Raw genomic sequence first — 18853 nt, forward strand, 5'->3', positions numbered from 1 at the left:
GATAATCACCGTGTACAAATTTATTCAATATTCGAGCCCATTCACGATTGCAGCGGCAAGCCTGCTCTGTGCAGCACCTGCGCTCGCCGAAACCGAATTCACCACGGACATATCGGTCGGTGCCGGCGCTTCGACCAATCCGTTTCTGGCGAATGGCGATGTCCCGTCAACGGCCAGCGGATCGATTACGGTTGCGCCGCGTCTGCGGATCACCGAACTGGCCACAACATTTGATTTGCGCGGATATGGGCGGATCGAAGAATATGAAGAAAATTTTCGATCCAATACCAGCTTTGGAGTGAATGGATCCGTTGAGCATGGCCTTTCCGAGCGCACCCAGTTAACGGGCCAACTCGGTTATCGCGGAAGCATTGTGGGAACAAATGACGGTTTTTTCAATCCGCCGGATCTGTTGTCAGAATCGATCCTCCCCACGGTTGCCGATGATATCGCGTTGAACGGACTGAACCAACGCCGCCACACGTTCCAGGGCGGTCTCGGGATCTCACATAGTCTTTCACCGCAAGACAGTATCAACGCCAATATTGGCGGGACAGCCGTGCGTTTTGGAGATTCGTTTGTCCAGGACGAGTATAATTTCTTCTCGCAGAATATCGGCTATTCGCGGGTTTTGTCGGAGCGGACCTCGATTGGCGCTTCGCTTGGCTTGGGTCAGTCCAACTATCTGAATCAACGTCAGGGAGACTCATTGATCGTCACCCCGACCTTGAATATCACGCAGCAATTGTCGGAACATTGGTCTTTGTCTGGGTCGGCTGGCGTTTCGATCGCTCGCGTGAAAGATATTATCGGCACCTCGAAAACGACGGACTTGTCTGCGTCGGTGGATTTGTGTCGGGCCGGCGACAATGGCAGGCTCTGCTTCAGCGCTAATCGCCAAACGCTGCCTTCCTCATTTGACGGTATCCGTTCTCAAACTTCGTTCGACTTAGGATATAGTCAACAAATTACGCGTACCGATGATATCAGCATATCTGCAGGCTATTCACGGTCTTCCAACCCGTCACTGGGCGGGACGCAAAACTTTGAATATATTCGCAGTTCTGCAACGCTGAACCACAAATTCACGGATCGGATCACCGGTTTTGTATCAGCGGGCTATTCCGACTCGTTTCAAACGGGTATAAATCGGCGCGCCAATACACAGGTAAGCGTGGGCATCAGACTGAGAGTTGGGAACTTTAGATGACGATCGACACATTGGATGACCAGGAGTTTGAAGGCGGAAATTTTCTGTCGCAAATTCCCGTCATTATTGGCCAGCGGAAATGGTTGTTCATTATCCCGTTCATTCTGTGCTTGATTGGCGCAGCGGTCACCTATTTCCTGTTGCCGACCGTCTATCGTTCACAGGCAATATTGCTGGTGCAATCCCCGCAATTGCCGGATGATGTCGCTGGTGACGGTGCCACAGAGATTGTTGACCGCAGAATTGTCAGGATCCGACAACAGGTCCTGAGCCGTCCGGGATTGATCGAACTGATCAACAAATACGAGCTTTATCAGTCCGAACGCGCCAGTGATCCTTTGTCCGAAATTGTCGAGAATATGAGGGATTCGATTGAGATCGTCCCGATGACGGCCGAAGTGCAACGGCTTGGTAACGGTCAAAATTCAACAATCGCCTTCTCTCTGGCTTTTGAATATTCGGATCCGGTCAAAGCCCAGAGCATCGCACAGGATCTCACCGAACAGGTCCTGCAACTGGACTCACGGGTGAATTCCGAACAGGCCAGTTCAACCGAAGAATTTCTGACCGACCAGGCAACAGGTCTGCAGGCGCAGATTCAGGCGATCGAAAATCAGATCGCGATGATCAAGGCGCAAAATGGCAGTGTTCTCGCCAATAGCGGCGGGATGATCAGCAGCAACGCTGGTGGCTATGATGTTCAAATTGGGGCTTTGCAACGTGAAAATTCACAGCTGATCGCGCAACGGGAAGACTCGCTCAAATCCTCCAACCGTGATCCGGTCGTTGCCAGCGCAGAAGCACAACTGGCGGGTGCCAAGGCGGTATATTCGGACAGTCACCCCGATGTCATTATTGCCAAACAGCGACTGGAAGAGGCCAAGGCACTGGCGGAGCAGAATATCAGCAAGCTGCCGGTTGATACGATTAACCAGCAAATTGCCTTCAATAACTCCCAGATTGCCACGCTGCGCGCGGCCAAGGCTACCGAACGGTCGCAAGTGTCAGCGGCGCTCAACGCCCAGTCAAAAGCCCCGTTGGTGCTGCAACAGATTGAGCAGCTGCAACAGCGTCTCAATGGCCTGAACCAGCAATATCAAACCGTCTCCGGTCGCCTTCTGGCCGCCCAAGCGGGTGTCAAAGCAGAAATTGAGCAAATGGGTGAGCGCCTGTCCGTGATCGACCCGCCGGTCATCCCGGACAAACCCGATTCTCCGGACTGGATGATCTTGTCCGGCATTGGTCTTGGCGGCGGATTCGCTCTTGGTTTCCTGCTGGTTTTCGGCACGGAACTGTTCTTGCAGCCGATTCGCGACCCCAGAACCATTTCCGGTGCGCTCGGTCAGGCGCCCATGGTTGTCATTCCTACGATCAAAGCAACGTCGGAACAGAATAGTGGCTTTTCGCTATGGCCCTTCCGCAAAAAAGCCGCGGTTGCGGACTAGCATTCCGCCCATCCCACATTTTTATCTGGAATTCATCTCGTGTTGAACAAATCTGAAAGCAATACTGATCTTGCGGGACCGTTGACGATCCCACGACCGGATCAGCTCGTCCATTTTGTCCCCGACCCTGAAACACTCGAAGAGAACCACATTGTCGGTTTTGACGGCAACGATATCCGGTCGCGGCCATTTAACCTGCTCAGATCCCAGGTAATCAAGGGACTGGAAGCGCAGAACTGGAATGTCTTCGGCATGACTTCGGCCACGCCGGCGGCGGGCAAGTCCTTCCTTTCGCTCAACCTGGCTGCTGCCCTGTCCTGCCTGTCCGACCGGACGATCTACCTGTTTGATTTCGACTTGCGCCGCGGATCGCTCGCGGATGCTCTCGGAATAGAAGATGGCGAGGGTCTGGGCGAGTTTCTTGAAGGCAAGACTGATGACCTGCAATCTATCGGTCGGCGGATTGGGGACAATAATCTGACCCTGTTTCCCTGTTTCAGAACGAACCGGAATTCCGCTGAATTGCTAGCAAACAAGCGTTTCGACCTGTTGATGGAAGCGATCCAAAAATTGCCTGACGATGCCATTGCAATTTGTGATCTGCCACCGGCATTCGCCAATGATGATGCCATCATGATTGCGGAAAAGCTTGATGCTTACATGCTGATCATCGAGCAGGGTATTACGACCAAGAAGCAGATGAACAACACGATCAGTCTGTTGAGCCCTACCCCGTGCCTCGGTACCGTGCTTAATCGCTATGCGGGCGGTTTGATTGACCCCTATGGCTATGGCTATGGCAGCGGCGCCTACAGCAAATATTATTCGAAATAGCGCCTGCCGCTGACACTGATCGCTGAAACTTCTCCCGTCTAGCGCACATCCCTGTGTGCAGCGGCGATGATATCGGCTGTTATCTGCTTGGTCAGCAAACCGGGGCGGATTTTGAAATGCGCGGTTCGGCCGATTATGTCCGGGCTTCCAAGATAGGCGGTAACGCTGTGATATTGGGGTCTGCCAACATAGTCATCAATATAGAGGTCGACGGTAGCGGCATGTTTTTGTGCATGGAAGGCCGCTGCCAGGGCACAAGCCACGCGAAAACGGCCATCCACCAATATCATGTCCGGATAATCGGCCGATTGCGATATTTTCTCAAAGGCTTTTCCGGTGTAATTCTGCCAACGCTGATGGCGCGCTGTGCTGGGGGTCTGGAACACCGGATAGCCCCATTCTTCGGTCAGTCCGATATCGCTCGCGATGATCAGAGTGTCTGCATTCTCCGGCAGATGCTTTCTCACCGCAGCCGCATAGCTTTTGTCGCTTTCGATCGCGATCGTTTTGACACCAGCCCGCGCCGCCAAAATGGTGGAGGCCCCGGAACCAAATTCAAGATAGAAGCGCGCGGCGGCAATGCGTTTGCCGAAATAGGCTTCAAATTCCGGATCAAAGGCGGGTTGATCCGAAATCATGATACCCTTGCGCCTGCTGGTCCACCACAACCGGATTGCCCGTCCCAAATTACGCAAATCACGAAGGGGTTGGAGATAGCGTGGTATCAAAAAATGTCCTTTCTCGAGACCATTGTGACAAGCCAATAGCCAGAATGCGACCGCTCGTTGAGGCGATCGCTGCGATCTTGCCGGGCTTACAAGTTCATCTCAAACTGTCCATATATAATTGATCGACACTATTCCGCGCATATGCGATTGCGAAGCAATGCGTAGGCGTGTGTGACGGGAGCGGAATTGTGGCGCTACAAAAGCTGAACTCCCTGTGGGTTGGAAACAAACTCGGATATTTGGAGCGCCTCTGCCTTGTCTCAGCCGCCGCGGTTGGTCATGACGTCACCTTGTGGTCCTATGAACCCGATAAATTGGCTGGCTTGCCCGAGGGCATCGCCTTGCGTCATGCCGCAGACATTATGCCGCGCGAACGCCTGTTGACCTATGCAGATACCGGATCAGTAGCGCTCGGAGCCAATTTCTGGCGCTATGAGATGCTCGCCAAGGGCCTTGGATATTGGGTCGACATGGATTTCTATTTCCTGAGGCCCTTCGATTTTGAAGCAGACCATGTTTTCGGTTGGGAATATGAGGGCTGGGTCAATAATGCGATCCTGCTGGCACCCCTGATTCTGCAATGGTCAGGGATCTCAACCGCCTGCCCCAACCCGATCAGCGGCCGCCCTGGTTCGGACCGCGGCGATCGCTGGCCTATTACTGGCAGCGTTTTCGCAATGGTCCAATCGGATTGGATGAGATGCCCTGGGGCACTTATGCTTCCGGCCTGGTCACGCATGTGATCAAGCAGAACGGACTTGAGCATTTTGCGCAGTCTCCGGACATTTTCTATCCCGTGCGATGGAAAGAGGCCCGGCTGCTCTACGAACCGGCCGAGATCGTTCAGGCGAAGCTGACCGACCAGACGCGCGCGGTCCATATGTGGCATAGCCGCCTGGTCGGCTTGTTCGACAAACCCCCGCCTTCCGGATCCTTTGTCGATCTAGCATGTCAAAAGCATGGCATCGACACGTCGGCCTAGCGAATGGCGGCTCGCTTTAGCTTCCGGGCGAGCGAGACCAGATTCCGGACAATCGGCATGCGGTCAAAAAGCCGCAATTCGGCGATATCGGTTCGGGACGGTCGCTGAAAGCCCAGCGCCGGTTCGGCAAAAACCGTCTCGACCTCGGGATAGGCCCGACGAAACAGAACATAAGCGCCATCAATCGGCGGATGAAACCCCTGATATGTGAGGTTTTTGAGAAACTCCACGAGATGGCCGGCGGTCTCCGGCGCGAAGCCCATCATATGGGCACCGATAATATCACTGTTATAAAGGTCGTCGGGCTCTTCGGCAGCGTGGCCACCATAGAATATCGACCATGGCCGCGGGGCGACATAGTTTTCGGCACCAGGAACGAAATCACAATCATCTTCCAGGATCAGGACATGATGGCCGTTATTGGCGGCTTCCTCGAGAATAGCCAAATGGCTCTGGTAAACACCGCGCGCGCCGGGCGAGGTAAATGGGCCGGCATCATCGAATAGGAATCCCTGGAAAAAGGCCACTCTGGGGTCGTCCAAAAGACCAATACGATCCAATTCGCCTTCCATATCCACCCGGCGGTCGATCCGATAGGGGAGATTGATGACACGGATGCTCTGAAATTGATCGAAGATCATGTCTCAAGCCCGCTTGTTAGAGGATCACCGTGTAACGCCATCTCCAGAGCATGGATCGTTGATGCACCGTTTGAGGAGAGCATTTCAGGGGTCGCTGCAATATCAAATGGTCTTGCGATTACCTGCCTCGCCGGTTCGGCGATCCGGTTGTCGGCCATGGAGGGCGCCGGATCAGCCACTGATCAGTCTCCCATATTCGAGCCAGCTTGCCCAGTCCGCAACGATTCCCAATTGCACGAACAGAAACCGCCATAGCAGCACAAGCGCGACGAAAAGCGCGAGCAACAGCGCATCCTGTCTGAGAAAGGACAGTCCCTCTTTCCACTGGGAAAAGGACAATGAAAAATAGCGAAAGAGGTCCGCTACCGCAATGGCACAGAGCGCCGCCACGAAACCGGAATAGGTCAAGGCAATCGGAATACTGATGACCATCCAGAGCAATTTTGCAAAATTGGCCTGGGCGCCATGACGGGATTTGCCAATCCCGAGCATGAAGGCATCGCCCATGGTCGACAGGATCGAGAACCAGGTGCCCGCCATCAAAATGGGCAGCATGAAGGCGGCAGCAATATAGCGATCATCATATAGCAAGATTATCACGAGATCTGACAATGCCACCGCCAAGGACAAGCCGACAGCCAAAGCCAGCAAAGCACGCAGGCGCAGACCGGAAATCGCCGGGCGCAGTTCGGACCGTTCTTTGGCGAAGGCGGCGACCTTTGGGAAAATCAGCATGTTTCCCACGCGCAGAACGAGCATGTTGATCATGTCCGAAAAGGTTCGCGCAATGCCATAAATGCCCAAAATCGCGAATGGAATCTCTTTTGCAAAATACAGCCGATCAAAATTCATCGCCAGAAAGAACACGATCGACGATGCAAAGACCCATTTTCCGAAGAAGATTATCGCCTTGATATGCTCCCGGTTCCAGGCGAGCCGATGGCTGCGGAAGTCGATCAGAAAAAAGCTGGTTCCTGCGGTGATCGCTGTGGTGATTATCAAACCGGCCACAAGCGCCCAGATTGTCGGCGAGTAAAGCGCCAGGGCAATATGCACCACCGCCGAAACGACGCCCATGATCATGTCGTAGATGGACAGAAACCGGACCGCTTGCTGTTTCTGGAGAATGAACCGGGCGGGAGAGGCAAAGCCGGTCAGTAGAAACACAACCGCTATGACCGGAATAATCTCGCGCAGCTCTTGGCTTTCATAAAAATCTGCCAGGGGTTGTGCCAGCAAAAGAGCGATCCCGAACAGCAGGATCCCGCGGATGATCTGGATCGTCCAGGCGGTGTTGTAGAAGGCTGGTTTGTCGCCATTTTTGTTGCTGACGATATTCTGTCCGATACCAACGTCGGACAAAAGCTCGATACCAAGCCGCAATGTATTTACGATCAACATCATCCCGAACAACTGGGGCGCGAGCAACCGGGCGAGAACCACATTGGTTACGAGTCGCAGGCCTTGCGCGATACCGTAGGATCCGGCGACCCAACCGATTTGTGACAGCATAGTGCGGGAAAAAAGTGCCATTGCTACTGTTGTGCCGTCCTGCCCTGATGTTCGAAACTATCGATACAGACTGATCCTATACAGGATATTGCAGGGGACTCACTCTAAATTATCCCCTGTCAAAGGCCGCCATCAATAGCGCGGAAACATCAAAAACACCTTACACTCCAGAAGCTTATTGGCACAAAAAAACCCGCCAGCTTGCGCTAGCGGGTTCTTTGTTCATTTCAGTCGCGATTTAGGCGAAGGAAACTTTCGTGTTCACCTTCTTGCGGCTGCGACGCAGAGCGCCACCGACGAGGCCAAAGCCGAAGATCATCATCGCCCATGTGCCTGGCTCAGGAACCGAGGATACGAACAATTCGTTGGTGTTGAACTCGCGGTCATTGAGCAGAACATCAAAGTCGAGGTTCCAGCCAATCGCATCAAACGCTGCCAGATCGAGCGACGTCACGATGCTGTTGGTGCCGCGGGAGATGGTTGGATCCAGGATGCCGCGTTGCGTTTCGCCTGCACCCACATCACGCCAGTGACTGGCCTGACGCCCGTCACCGTTCACGCTGCCGGTTGAGAAGAACGCATCACCGAACAGGTTGGTCGCGCCGCCATCAATCGAGAAATAGGATGCGGTGAAATCATCTTCATGACCACCCACGGCCCAGTCCAGCAGGCCCAGAGACGCGCTCTGCTCGCTGTAGCGGAACAGGTCCAGTGCGGACATGATCGCGAAATTGCCGATATCGCCACCGAATTCGGTATTAGTGTCGTAAATGTCGACGCCAGAGACAAAGCCCAGAGCATGGCCGATTTCATGGATTGCGATGCCGACAAAGTCGAAGGCACCCGTGGTAATTCCATCTGCAGGCTGGAAGTCGAATGCAAAGTCGCTGCTGAACGAGATTGCAGCATCCGCCGTACCATCATCTGCTGCCAGACCAACGGCCTTCAGCACTGAGGTATTGACCGCAAGGAAGCTATTGTTGTTGCCACCATCCAGGTCACCCGCGCGCTGCAAAGGCAGGTTAACACCGGTTCCATCAGGCCGTGGTCCCGAAATCAGCGCGTTAACTGCACCATTGGGATCATTGATCGGATCCGATGTCGAGGTTACCAAAGTTGGTGTGACCAGTTGTGAATCCAGGTTGGTTGTTCCTGTGGCTTGCAGGGCATCGATAAAGTTACCAACGCTTTCAACACCACGTGTGCTACCAGCGGAGCCCAAAATTCCGGGTCCAAGCGAGCGGAAGCCGACGTCCAGGTTCACGGTCACATCGTTCAGCAGAATGCTCTCCCAGAAGCGTGCAGCAGCCGTAAAGCCGTTAAATGCGGCAGAACCTTCGCCCGCTCCACCGGTATCATTCAAAACGATCGTCAAAGCGTTAGCTGGCGTAACAGCCATTGCGCTGGCGGTTAGTGCCGCGCCGGCCATGAGTAATTTTATTTTTTTCACAGATAGTCCCCTTCTTAGTCCCGCCAACATAGGCATTAAGAAAAGGTTAATTCCAATTCCAAGCATCAGAGTCAAATGCAATTTGAGACAGGTGTAAAATAAAGTTCACACTGATGTGCTGATAATACATTGTACATTTCTGTAACGGATTAGAACCAGCGGATTAGTAACATTTTTAATCTGTTTGATGTGAATTGCTTAGCTAGACGGTTTACGCCTTGCGAGGCGACTGTCTCATTTCGGGACACCAGACATCCAAGCTGTAAAATGATTTAGACAAAGAGGCTTATCGGTACGCGAAACGCGGGGGCGATCCGATGCGCGGGGCCTGCAATGCCAAGACATGAAATTGGAGTCGTTCTGGTCCGTGGTGATTTTCTGCGTTTACATGCTTGTAAATTCAGATGGTTAGGCAACGCCTGCCGGCCACGAAAATGCCAACTTGCCAACCGCCTCGGGATTCTAGTAATGAGCAGGTGCAGCGAAAAGCCCGGATCACTCATCAAATCTAAATAAATTGGGTGCATTTTCGGGATCAGGCCGTTTGATCCGCAGCGATCAACGACCAACAATCGCCGTTTATCGCGTCTGGTTATCGCGTTGGGAAAGAGAAGATAGATCATGCGTTTTGTTGGGCTAGCCATTGTCTTTCTCTCAATCCCTTTTCTCATTCTCATGTTCCGCGAGCAGCCACAGTTGCGCCGTTATTTTTATTTCGGGCTCGGCTTTTTGCCCTTTGTCCTGACGGCCTGGAATCTGGATGCGGCTTTGATCAGCTGGCGGATGTGGCCCGGACATACCAAAGGGCTGATTGTCTCGCTGCTGGACTCAGTGGCTTTTTCTATCCTGATCGCCAGAAGAAAATCGTTCTACAATCTACCCTATGCGAAAATAATCATTGCCTATATTCTTGCAGCGATATTGTCGGCGGCGTTCTCCGCTAACCCGCAATCGACGATTTTTTATGCCTGGCAGTTATGTCGCATGCTTTTGGTATTTTTGGCGGTTGCCAATATTTGTCTGGATGAGGACGGGCCGAAATTATTGATCGCTGGCCTGGTCTGCGGGATCGTGCTGCAGGCCGGATTTGTCGGCTATCAAAAATTCACTGGCGTCTTGCAGCCCGGCGGCACCTTGGGTCATCAGAACCTTCTTGGCATGGCGACCCATTTCGTACTGTATCCAGCGCTTGCATTGATGATGGCCTCGCGCCATTCGAAATTTGCGATGCTGGGTGTAATGGCCGGTTTGATGGTCGTTGCTTTTGGTGCCTCGCGCGCGACGATCGGTCTGACCGGAATTGGCATCGTCCTCATGTTAGGACTATCAATTTTACGTAAACCCACCGGTCGAAAAACGAAGGTGATGCTTTCAGGGCTGATAGCCCTCGCAATCGCAAGCCCGGTCGCGATCATGTCTCTTGAGAAACGATTCGAAGTCAAAGGCTTTGATGGTAGCAGTGCAGCCGAACGGGTGGCCTTCGAGAAAGCGGCGACCATGATTTGGGCAGACAACCCGATGGGTGTTGGCGCAAACCAATATGTGGTCGTCGCCAACACGCGAGGCTATTCCCAAGAGGCGGGCGTGATCTGGAACTACGGTAGCCGCTCGGCCCATGTGCATAATGTCTATCTGCTTGTTCTAGCTGAAACCGGATTTATCGGATTGGCGATCCTGGCGCTCCTGATGACTGTTCCGATCATATCGGCTTTTCGCTTTGCCTGGCAAGATCGCGAGGACCCCAGGGGAGACATTGCGCTTGGGGTTGGCGTGACCTTGACCATCGTCGCGCTTCATTCCTTCTATGAGTGGGTATGGGTCACAGCGACAATCCAATATGAAATGGGTATCTGTCTTGGCATCATTGCCGGACTGATATTGCAGCGCAAGCTTGAACGCCGCGCCGCTTTGCAGGAACGGCGCAAGGCCGCCGCGCGCGAAGCAGGCGAACCCGCCCCTGCCCGTGGACAAGTTCTGGCGATCGATCGGTAAAGTCGTTTATCGGTCAGGAAGGCCGAACGCATTGCTCAGCGCTGGCCGTAATTTTTGGGCACCATCGATCGTCAGATGGTCATTGTCCCAATAGAGAAACCGCTCTCCCTCTGCGATCGGGCATCTTGTCTGATCGCATAATCGGTCATCAAAACTGATCAGCTCGCCACCAAGGCCGGGCACGGTTTTTGTCAGAATGTCATCGGCATATTCTTGCATCCTGTCGTGGCCTTGGCGATTGACAGAATAGCTTTGCACCGCGTCCTCGAACCTGCGGGGGTCGGCAAAGCGCAAGAGGCTCTTTGGGGAGATTAGCTGTTCGGGAATCTGCTCCGCGATCACCAATTGCGTTCCAATTGCTTCATAAGCCTTGATAGTGTCCGCGAGGCCTTGTTCAAACGCCTTGCGCGATGCCGCTAGAGAGGACAGGCCATCTATGTCTGTGGTGAGATAATAGCTCGATTTTGCTTTGCCATTAACGATCGGGTGCACATAGAGCGACCAGCGCACGACCATCAGGACAACCGGTATTTGTTCGGCTTTGACATAGTCCAGCTGGCGTCGGGCCAGATCGGCACAAGCGCCGGTTTCCACGAAGCCCTTTTGGACATAGACGCCTAGCAATGACGGGCAACCGGCATGACCGAAATGGGCGATCTGCTGATTTCGCTCTTTCGCCATGTCAATCAGTGGCGGCACTATCATGGCCGACTGGCTGTCCCCGATAATGGCAAGCGCAACGGGCGCTTCAGCCGGTCCGAAGCGACAGGGTGTCAAAGTCCAGCCGCTATTGTCATAGCCGGCATCGCATTTGGCTCTGGACTGGTCGAGAAGAAGCGAGCCGAGCAGCGCTTGTTGCAGCGCACCGGTTCTGTGCTTTTGGTAGTGGTCGTTAAAGCCTTGCGTCATCGCCGCACTCGCCCCCAATCCCACGATGACGCCGCCGACGAGGACGGCAAAAATCACAATCTGTCGCGCGCTGAACCGGGTGCGATCACGAAACGGCCGCTCGACCAGCCGCCAGCTTATATAGGCCAAGAGGAAGGACAGGATAGACAAGCCCACCAGTGTTGCCGGAGTGAGATCGCCCAGGCTGCGATAGCGGACAAAGGCAAAGAGCGGTTGGTGCCACAAATAGGCACTATAGCTGATCAGCCCCATGCCCACGAGAACCGGCAGCGACAGCAGGCGATGCACCAGCGTTCCAGACTGGGCAAACAGCAGAATCAGGGCGGTACCAAGGGTGGGTATCAACGTATAAGGTCCGGGAAATGGCGTGCTGGAATCAAAGCTGAAAACGGCCCAGAGGATCAGCAGCAAACCCGCCAGGCTCAATATTTGCGCATATAGTGGGCGATACGGCTCTGCGTCGCGATCGCGGGTGTACAGCGCGATCAGGGCGCCCATCAATATTTCCCATCCGCGGGTGGGCAACAGATAGAACGCCGCGGCGGGATGATCATCGACACTGATCACCGCCAGACCAAAACCCACTATCATGAGCGCGGCCGATCCGATCAGCACCCAGCGCGCGCCGAAGCGCCAGATCATCATCAGGAACAGCGGGAACAGGATATAATATTGTTCCTCGACCGCCAGGCTCCAGCTGTGCAGCAAGGGTTTCAACTCGGCGGCCGTGTCCCAGTAGGAGGTCGTCAGATAGAGCAATATATTATTGGAAAAAAGCGTCGTCGCCACCAGGGACTGGCCGAAATTTTCGAGATCCTCGGGCAGCATGATGAACCAAGCGACCGGTATGCACGCCAGCATGACCGCGAACAGGGCCGGAAGAATCCGGCGGGCGCGCCGTTCGTAAAAGGCGAGCAGGTTAAACCGCCCTGCCGCCATTTCGCCGACGATGATGCGGGTGATCAGATAGCCGCTGATCACGAAAAAGACATCGACGCCGACAAACCCGCCGCTAAAGGCGGAGAAACCGGCATGAAACAGGATGACGGGCAAGACGGCCAATGCCCGCAGCCCATCTATCTCCGCCCGATAGTGCAATCCCCATCCCCCGATTTGGAAATCCTGACCGCGGAGAACCACGCCCAGGCCCTTGTCCTGTCTTTGTCCTGTCCTTTGTCCCACGCTTTGTCTGGGCGATCGGAAAGCGCTTAGCAAGTCTGGAATGACCAGGCGTGGACCGCGCCAGCAGGATCAGCGGACAACAAAAAACCCACCGGATCCTGACCGGCGGGTTTTTCTCGATATCTGGCCTTTGCAGTCCAGAAAGCGCCTATTGCTGCTTCACCGGCCGCGTATTGGAATTGAGATAGTCCGCATAGCCGTCCGAAAAGGAAATCAAGACGCCGTCGGCTTCTTCAACCGCATAGGCGGACGCTTCTGCCTCGGTGCTCCCGAATTCCAGTTCGTCTTTCTTCATCGATTCGATCATCGCGGCGCGTTCCGGCGCGCAGGCTTCCTCGGCGGCTTTTCTAAACACGCCGCGCTTGGTTCCCTGGTCGAGATGCATGACGGTAAAATCGGTCAGGCAGTTGGAATAAGCGACCCGGTTTGCTTCCGCATCGGCCGCGAAATTTGTGGTCGCGATCAAAAGAGCGACTGGAAATACTGTAATCATGACAAACCCTTTCCCTAATCAATAAGCTCTTATACCATGTTATCGGCTTCATATGTCACGAAAAATGCACGCCATCAATTAGGATGTTTCGATCGCCATAGCGGCCATTTTTTCGTAAAAGGGCCGGCACAAATCTGCGACTTTCCTTGCCTCGGGCGACAATACCGGTTGTGCCGCGGACGGTTTGGCAAAAGTCGTGGTGTCGATCACCCGGTTATACCAGTGGCTGGCCCAGACGCCGTCAGTGGGCCGCCCGCCTTTTTCCCATTGCAACATGGCGGGATTCCAAGGGATATCGATCGCCGTGCACAGCGCCTGCAACTGGCGCTCGGGTTCTGCCACTATCGCCGCGCTGTCCAATATGACCGGCTGTTGACCGTATTTCTCGGCGAAATGCTGGACATAGGCCCATTGCCGTTCATAGCCCAAATCGGCGGGCGTGACCGTGATCCTTTTGGCAGCATAGCTGGCCACGACCGCTTCGGGTGCGCGGATCAGGAAGACGTGCCAATGGTCCGGAAAATCATCGATCGCAACCGGACCCACCATATGGTGCGGCATATGCTTCTGATACCATAGCGCTTTGCCGCCGGGAACCGGACCACGCATGGCTGAGGCGACAGTCTGCCAGTTGCAATCCATGGACGCCATGACCTCATCGGCCATCGGCTGTCTCATGCCGGTTTCGCTCAGAAAAGCGCCATAAAAAGGCTCATCCGTAACCGCACAATCGCTGCGGCTGTCAAAGCTGCGCATCATCGCCGTCGAGATATTGCGCGGTCCCGACCACATTGCGATCCGTTTCGCCAGGCCCGCGCTCATCCAGCGGCCTCCTGCTCAAGCATCGCCCGATACAGGGTCTGCAGGCGCTGCACCATCGGCCCCCTGCCCTCGGTCAGTTTGCGACCATCGACTTCGGTCGCCGGAACCACCCCGGCAAAGGTACCGGTGACGAAGGCCTCATCCGCGCCATAGACATCGGTCAGCGAGAAATTCTTTTCGAACACCGGTATATCATTGTCGCGGCACAGCTGGATGACGTTGCTCCGCGTAATGCCGCCGAGACAGTAGTCGCCGCTGGAGGTCCACACCTCACCCTTGCGGACAATGAAGAAATGCGTGCTGTTGCAGGTCGCAACAAACCCGTGCGGGTCGAGCATCAACGCTTCGTCCGCCCCGGCCTGGGTCGCCTGGATACAGGCGGTGATGCAATTGAGCTTGCTGTGGGAATTGAGCTTCTGGTCCTGCACCGCCGGATCGCCGCGCCGCACATGAACCGTGAACAGGCGGATGCCCTGTTCAATCGTGCTTGGCAGCGCTTGCTTATATTCCGGAATGATGACGATGGTGGCCGGAGAAATCACGACCCGCGGATCCTGATAAGGAGTCGAGCGTATGCCGCGGGTGACCATCAAGCGAATGTGGACACCCTCCGCATCGGTCATCTGATTGGCTGACAATGTGTCATAGAGCCGAGCGGTCAATTGTTCGCGCGACACGCCAATATCCATTGCGATCGCCTTTGCGCCCTCAAACAGACGGTCGAGATGGGCGTTGAGAAAGGCGACCTGGCCACCGTGGACCCGCAAGCCTTCCCAAACGCCGTCGCCGAGCATGAATCCGCTATCAAAAACCGACACGGTGGCGTTTGCGCGCGGAATCATTTCGCCGTTAATGTTGATCAACACCGTCTGATTGCGCGGATCTTCCGTGTAATCATGCGTTCCCTTGGCCATGTTAATGACTTTCCACTGTAAAGAATCCCCTGTCGAAGCAGCAGCATAGGCATTCCGGTTGGCGCTTGCCAGCCATCACAGCGCCTGATCGCAACGCGCGCACATATCGCCGATGCCATCACACAAGTGTAAAAATTTGGCGCATAAACCCATATTGCGTGGACGCACGCAGAATCAGGGGGTTTTGGCCAAGATGGACGGAACCCGGTTCCATTCCAGCTTGGCATCAACCTTGGAGTAGAACATGCGAAAAACCTTACGATCTGTGACCGCGCTCAAGGGCGCGTTGCTATTGGGAGTGGCGGCATTGCCACTGTCAGGCGCACAAGCCGCAACCATAATCGGAAATGAGACCCAGGTTTCGGTGTCCGCCTTTGATGCGCTGGTGGGATTGGGGCTGACCCTTTCGCCCTTCGGCACCGCGACAATCGATGCGTCAGGCGCCCTGCCCGTCGCAACCTTTGCGATTACCGGCGGAACCGTGGATGATATGTCGGGCGATGCGATTGTGCTGCATGAAGGCTCGGGATTGACCTTTACCGCTGGCGCCACATCGGTGACTTATAGTGACTTTGTCATCGACACGGCCAACGCGCTGCTGACATCGACGGTCAGCATGAGCGGCGGACCGTCCGGCACAATCGACCTGTTCACGATTGATGATTCCTTCAACCTGTTCCTGACCGATGCCGCCGCGGGCGGCCTCACAACGGCTTTTGGTGCGCCCAATTTGTCGGGCACCGAATTCGGCACAGCGACGGTTGATATTGCGGTCGCCGGAGCGATTCCGGAACCGGGCAGCTGGATGATGATGATCCTCGGATTTGGCACCATTGGCGGTGCCATGCGCTATCGCCGGCGCAAGACCGTCGCCATGGCCGCCTGAACGGGTGCGTGAAACAAGAGAATAAGGGGGCTTCGTGCCCCCTTATTTAACGGGCTTCTACGCCAGGCCCCTTGACCTGCTGACCGGCTTTCACGACAATCTTGATATTCTCGAGCACGCGAATATCGTCCAGCGGATTGCGCTCTACCGCGATAAAGTCCGCATGATATCCCGCCTTTAACCGTCCAACCTGGTCGGCTTTTCCCAGGGCGTCCGCGGCATTGATCGTCGCCGCGCGGATCGCTTCCAGCGGGGTCATGCCATAGTCCACCATGATCCGGAATTGCCCGCCAGCCAGCGCGTGGGGCATGACGCCGGCATCAGAGCTGAATATCATTTTGACCCCACCGCGATGGGCGGCGCGAAAATTGTCCCGCTGGATCTGTGCAATCTGGCGATCCTTGAGCAGATTCTCTTCGAGCACGCCATTATTCTTGCCTTCCGACTGGGTATATTCGGTATTGAAAATATCCATCCCGAAATAGGTGCCGTTCTTGCGCGCCAGATCAATCCCTTCCTGGTCGACGAGGCTGGCATGCTCAATCGTAGTGAAACCGGCGCGTATGGCGGTCTTGATGCCTTCGGCGCCATGGGCATGGGCAGCGGTTTTTAGGCCCCAGAGCTTGGCTTCATCGACAATCGCGCTGAGTTCGGCGAGCGACAATTGCTGCTGTCCCGGTTCGGTATTGCGCGAGAATACCCCGCCGGTGGCGCAGACCTTGATCACTTCTGCGCCATATTTGCGTTGTTCCCGGACCTTTTTGCGCAATTCCTGCGGGCCGTCGCCGGCAGCCGGGGATTTGGCTTCAAAGGATGGCGGCAAGAAGGTCTGGTCGCAATGGCCGCCGGTCGCGCCCAGTGAGTAGCCCGCCGGCGTGATCCGTGGGCCAGCGATCAATCCTTCGTCAATCGTCTGTTTATAAGCGATATCGGAATAATTGTCCGAGCCGATATTACGCACACTGGTAAAGCCAGCATGCAGCATGGCTCTCGCATTGGCCACACCCTGAACCGTGAAAAACTGATCGGTGAACCGCAGACCGGAATAGCCGCCATAGAGCGGATTGGCGTCGAGATGCACATGCATATCGATCAGCCCCGGCAAGATTGTAACCGCGCCCAACGCAACAGTTCTGGCATCCGCCGGTTCCACCGGATCATTTTGATCGGTGATCCGGGCAATCTTGCCATCGGTCACAATGATCGCCGGATTGGGGATGATCTTGCCGCTGTCGACATCCAGCATCTGATCAGCGGTGTAAACAATGGTTTCCGCATTGGCCGCCGCAGAAATGGTAAGAGATAGTGCCAGTAAACCTTTGATCAGATTCATCGATTTCCCTTTGTTTTTGTACTCCTGCGCAGGCAGGAGTCTCATCTCCTACAGCTTCAACTAACCGCCCAATCGGGAGATGGGCCCCTGCCTGCGCAGGGGTACGGCGCCCGATTTTTCTACATATGCAAGACCCGCTCATAAGCGTCGAGCACACTTTCGTGCATCATTTCGCTGAGCGTGGGATGCGGGAAGACCGTGTTCATCAATTCCGCCTCTGTTGTTTCGAGCGTCTTGCTGACCGTATAGCCCTGAATGAGCTCGGTTACCTCGGCCCCGACCATATGCGCGCCCAGCAATTCGCCGGTTTTGGCATCAAAGACGGTTTTGATAAAGCCTTCAGTCTCGCCCAGCGCAATCGCCTTGCCATTGCCGATAAACGGGAAGTTGCCGATCTTGACCTCATGGCCGGCGTCCTTGGCCTTGGCTTCGGTCAGTCCGACGCTGGCGACCTGTGGGTGGCAATAGGTGCAGCCGGGAATATTGTTCACGTCCATCGCGTGGGGATGGCCGCCGGCAATGGCTTCGGCCGCGATCACGCCTTCATGACTGGCCTTATGCGCGAGCCAGGGTCCGCCGGTGGCGTCACCAATGGCATATATGCCTTCGACATTGGTCCGGCACATCGCGTCGGTCTTGATATGAAAGCGCTCGTCCGGTTCGATACCCAGCTCGTCCAGACCAATGGTCTCGACATTGGGCTGAATCCCGACCGCCACGATGACATGGCTGAAATCGGAGGTTTCCTTCTTGCCCTTGCTGTCCTCAATCTCTGCCTTCACGCCCTTGTCAGAGCTGGTAATGCTCTTCACGCCGGCTCCGGTCATGATCGTCATGCCCTGTTTGGTCAGCGATTTCTGCATGAATTTGCTGACCTCATGATCTTCGACCGGCAAGATCCGGTCCATCATCTCGACCACGGTCACATCAGCGCCCATGTCATTGTAGAAACTGGCAAATTCAATCCCGATCGCGCCGGAGCCGATGACCAGTAATTTGGTTGGCATTTCCGGTGGCGTCATGGCGTGACGATAGGTCCAGATGCGCTTGCCATCGGCCTTGGCAAACGGCAGGTCGCGGGCGCGGGCCCCGGTGGCGATGATGATATTCTTCGCGCTGAGCTCTTCCTCGCCCTTGTCGGTCTTGACCGCAACCTTGCCCTTTTCAACGATTTTGGCATCGCCCATGACGACAGCAATCTTGTTCTTCTTCATCAGGCCGGTCACGCCCTTGTTGAGCTGGCTGGCGACGCCGCGCGAACGCTTGACCACCGCATCGAGATCGGCGCTGATCTTGTCGGCGGCGAGGCCGTAATCCTTGGCATTCTGCATATAATGGAAGATTTCCGCCGACCGCAGCAACGCCTTGGTCGGGATACAGCCCCAGTTGAGACAGATGCCGCCCAGTTTCTCACGCTCCACAATCGCGGTTTTGAGCCCGAGTTGCGATGCACGGATCGCCGCAACATAACCGCCGGGGCCGGATCCGATAACGATGAGGTCGTATTGTTCTGTCATGAG

At 55.1% G+C, this 18853-nt stretch carries 16 protein-coding genes; 6 read left to right on the plus strand and 10 right to left on the minus strand.

Going from position 1 to position 18853, the window contains the following annotated elements:
• Positions 1–10 precede the first annotated feature (10 nt).
• Genes ACZ1GS_RS08550 through ACZ1GS_RS08560 form a run of 3 tightly spaced genes read left to right on the plus strand, consistent with a single transcriptional unit; the run spans position 11 to position 3489 of the window.
• Positions 11–1210: a hypothetical protein gene (locus tag ACZ1GS_RS08550; protein WP_472698034.1), complete on the plus strand. Its 1200-nt coding sequence runs from the start codon at positions 11–13 to the stop codon at positions 1208–1210.
• Positions 1207–2655: a GumC family protein gene (locus tag ACZ1GS_RS08555; protein WP_472698035.1), complete on the plus strand. Its 1449-nt coding sequence runs from the start codon at positions 1207–1209 to the stop codon at positions 2653–2655. The genes ACZ1GS_RS08550 and ACZ1GS_RS08555 overlap by 4 nt, the downstream gene beginning before the upstream one ends.
• Before the next feature lie 39 nt (positions 2656–2694).
• Positions 2695–3489, plus strand: a complete 795-nt coding sequence (locus ACZ1GS_RS08560) for a CpsD/CapB family tyrosine-protein kinase (RefSeq protein WP_472698036.1) — start codon at positions 2695–2697, stop codon at positions 3487–3489.
• Between the two features lie 38 nt (positions 3490–3527).
• Here ACZ1GS_RS08560 and ACZ1GS_RS08565 read toward each other — a convergent pair whose 3' ends face one another.
• A complete protein-coding gene (locus tag ACZ1GS_RS08565) occupies positions 3528–4127 on the minus strand; it encodes a hypothetical protein (RefSeq protein ID WP_472698037.1) in 600 nt (199 codons plus the stop codon).
• Positions 4128–4797: 670 nt separating this feature from the next.
• On the opposite strand from ACZ1GS_RS08565, the gene ACZ1GS_RS08570 reads away from it, so the two are divergent.
• A complete protein-coding gene (locus tag ACZ1GS_RS08570; RefSeq protein ID WP_472698038.1) occupies positions 4798–5199 on the plus strand; it encodes a hypothetical protein in 402 nt (133 codons plus the stop codon).
• Here ACZ1GS_RS08570 and ACZ1GS_RS08575 read toward each other — a convergent pair.
• From ACZ1GS_RS08575 to ACZ1GS_RS08585, 3 genes are all read right to left on the minus strand, one after another.
• Positions 5196–5840 (minus strand): hypothetical protein, encoded by a 645-nt coding sequence (locus tag ACZ1GS_RS08575; protein ID WP_472698039.1) that lies wholly within the window; start codon positions 5838–5840, stop codon positions 5196–5198. The genes ACZ1GS_RS08570 and ACZ1GS_RS08575 overlap by 4 nt on opposite strands.
• A 171-nt stretch (positions 5841–6011) precedes the next feature.
• The gene (locus ACZ1GS_RS08580; RefSeq protein WP_472698040.1) at positions 6012–7373 is read right to left on the minus strand and encodes an oligosaccharide flippase family protein; all 1362 of its coding nucleotides are present in this window, start codon (positions 7371–7373) and stop codon (positions 6012–6014) included.
• Between the two features lie 217 nt (positions 7374–7590).
• Positions 7591–8868 carry an NF038122 family metalloprotease gene (locus ACZ1GS_RS08585; RefSeq protein WP_472698102.1) on the minus strand — a complete coding sequence of 426 codons (1278 nt, stop codon included), beginning with the start codon at positions 8866–8868 and terminating at the stop codon, positions 7591–7593.
• A 609-nt stretch (positions 8869–9477) separates the two neighbouring features.
• Between ACZ1GS_RS08585 and ACZ1GS_RS08590 the strand changes: the two genes are divergently transcribed.
• Entirely contained in the window at positions 9478–10794 is a 1317-nt protein-coding gene (locus ACZ1GS_RS08590) for an O-antigen ligase family protein (protein WP_472698041.1), read from the plus strand.
• Positions 10795–10800: 6 nt separating this feature from the next.
• Here ACZ1GS_RS08590 and ACZ1GS_RS08595 read toward each other — a convergent pair whose 3' ends face one another.
• The 4 genes from ACZ1GS_RS08595 to ACZ1GS_RS08610 form a co-directional block, all read right to left on the minus strand.
• Positions 10801–12843 (minus strand): acyltransferase family protein, encoded by a 2043-nt coding sequence (locus tag ACZ1GS_RS08595; RefSeq protein WP_472694796.1) that lies wholly within the window; start codon positions 12841–12843, stop codon positions 10801–10803.
• A 190-nt stretch (positions 12844–13033) separates the two neighbouring features.
• Complete coding sequence (locus ACZ1GS_RS08600) at positions 13034–13378, minus strand: hypothetical protein (RefSeq protein WP_472694797.1); 345 nt, start codon at positions 13376–13378, stop codon at positions 13034–13036.
• 78 nt (positions 13379–13456) lie between these two features.
• Positions 13457–14200: a sulfotransferase-like domain-containing protein gene (locus tag ACZ1GS_RS08605; protein WP_472694798.1), complete on the minus strand. Its 744-nt coding sequence runs from the start codon at positions 14198–14200 to the stop codon at positions 13457–13459.
• Positions 14197–15114, minus strand: coding sequence for an aminotransferase class IV (locus tag ACZ1GS_RS08610; protein WP_472694799.1), 918 nt, complete (start codon positions 15112–15114; stop codon positions 14197–14199). Before ACZ1GS_RS08610 ends, ACZ1GS_RS08605 begins: the two co-directional genes overlap by 4 nt.
• 244 nt (positions 15115–15358) lie before the next feature.
• Here ACZ1GS_RS08610 and ACZ1GS_RS08615 point away from each other — a divergent pair, with 244 nt between their 5' ends.
• Positions 15359–16000: a PEPxxWA-CTERM sorting domain-containing protein gene (locus tag ACZ1GS_RS08615; protein ID WP_472694800.1), complete on the plus strand. Its 642-nt coding sequence runs from the start codon at positions 15359–15361 to the stop codon at positions 15998–16000.
• A gap of 46 nt (positions 16001–16046) precedes the next feature.
• Here ACZ1GS_RS08615 and ACZ1GS_RS08620 read toward each other — a convergent pair whose 3' ends face one another.
• Both ACZ1GS_RS08620 and lpdA read right to left on the minus strand, forming a co-directional pair.
• On the minus strand, positions 16047–17333 hold the full coding sequence (locus ACZ1GS_RS08620) for a Xaa-Pro dipeptidase (protein WP_472694801.1): 1287 nt from the start codon (positions 17331–17333) through the stop codon (positions 16047–16049).
• Between the two features lie 119 nt (positions 17334–17452).
• Positions 17453–18850, minus strand: a complete 1398-nt coding sequence (gene lpdA, locus ACZ1GS_RS08625) for a dihydrolipoyl dehydrogenase (protein WP_472694802.1) — start codon at positions 18848–18850, stop codon at positions 17453–17455.
• Positions 18851–18853: the final 3 nt, after the last annotated feature.

The sequence above is a fragment of the Parasphingorhabdus sp. W113 genome, assembly GCF_055693205.1.

What these genes read in the sequence shown, in the direction of transcription:
- ACZ1GS_RS08585 (WP_472698102.1), bottom strand. Translation starts at nt 8,868, where the DNA reads ATGCTTGGAATTGGAATTAACCTTTTCTTAATGCCTATGTTGGCGGGA.
- ACZ1GS_RS08605 (WP_472694798.1), bottom strand. Translation starts at nt 14,200, where the DNA reads ATGAGCGCGGGCCTGGCGAAACGGATCGCAATGTGGTCGGGACCGCGC.
- ACZ1GS_RS08600 (WP_472694797.1), bottom strand. Translation starts at nt 13,378, where the DNA reads ATGATTACAGTATTTCCAGTCGCTCTTTTGATCGCGACCACAAATTTC.
- ACZ1GS_RS08615 (WP_472694800.1), top strand. Translation starts at nt 15,359, where the DNA reads ATGCGAAAAACCTTACGATCTGTGACCGCGCTCAAGGGCGCGTTGCTA.
- ACZ1GS_RS08570 (WP_472698038.1), top strand. Translation starts at nt 4,798, where the DNA reads ATGGTCAGGGATCTCAACCGCCTGCCCCAACCCGATCAGCGGCCGCCC.
- ACZ1GS_RS08565 (WP_472698037.1), bottom strand. Translation starts at nt 4,127, where the DNA reads ATGATTTCGGATCAACCCGCCTTTGATCCGGAATTTGAAGCCTATTTC.
- ACZ1GS_RS08620 (WP_472694801.1), bottom strand. Translation starts at nt 17,333, where the DNA reads ATGAATCTGATCAAAGGTTTACTGGCACTATCTCTTACCATTTCTGCG.
- ACZ1GS_RS08610 (WP_472694799.1), bottom strand. Translation starts at nt 15,114, where the DNA reads ATGGCCAAGGGAACGCATGATTACACGGAAGATCCGCGCAATCAGACG.
- ACZ1GS_RS08580 (WP_472698040.1), bottom strand. Translation starts at nt 7,373, where the DNA reads ATGGCACTTTTTTCCCGCACTATGCTGTCACAAATCGGTTGGGTCGCC.
- ACZ1GS_RS08555 (WP_472698035.1), top strand. Translation starts at nt 1,207, where the DNA reads ATGACGATCGACACATTGGATGACCAGGAGTTTGAAGGCGGAAATTTT.
- ACZ1GS_RS08575 (WP_472698039.1), bottom strand. Translation starts at nt 5,840, where the DNA reads ATGATCTTCGATCAATTTCAGAGCATCCGTGTCATCAATCTCCCCTAT.
- ACZ1GS_RS08590 (WP_472698041.1), top strand. Translation starts at nt 9,478, where the DNA reads ATGTTCCGCGAGCAGCCACAGTTGCGCCGTTATTTTTATTTCGGGCTC.
- lpdA (WP_472694802.1), bottom strand. Translation starts at nt 18,850, where the DNA reads ATGACAGAACAATACGACCTCATCGTTATCGGATCCGGCCCCGGCGGT.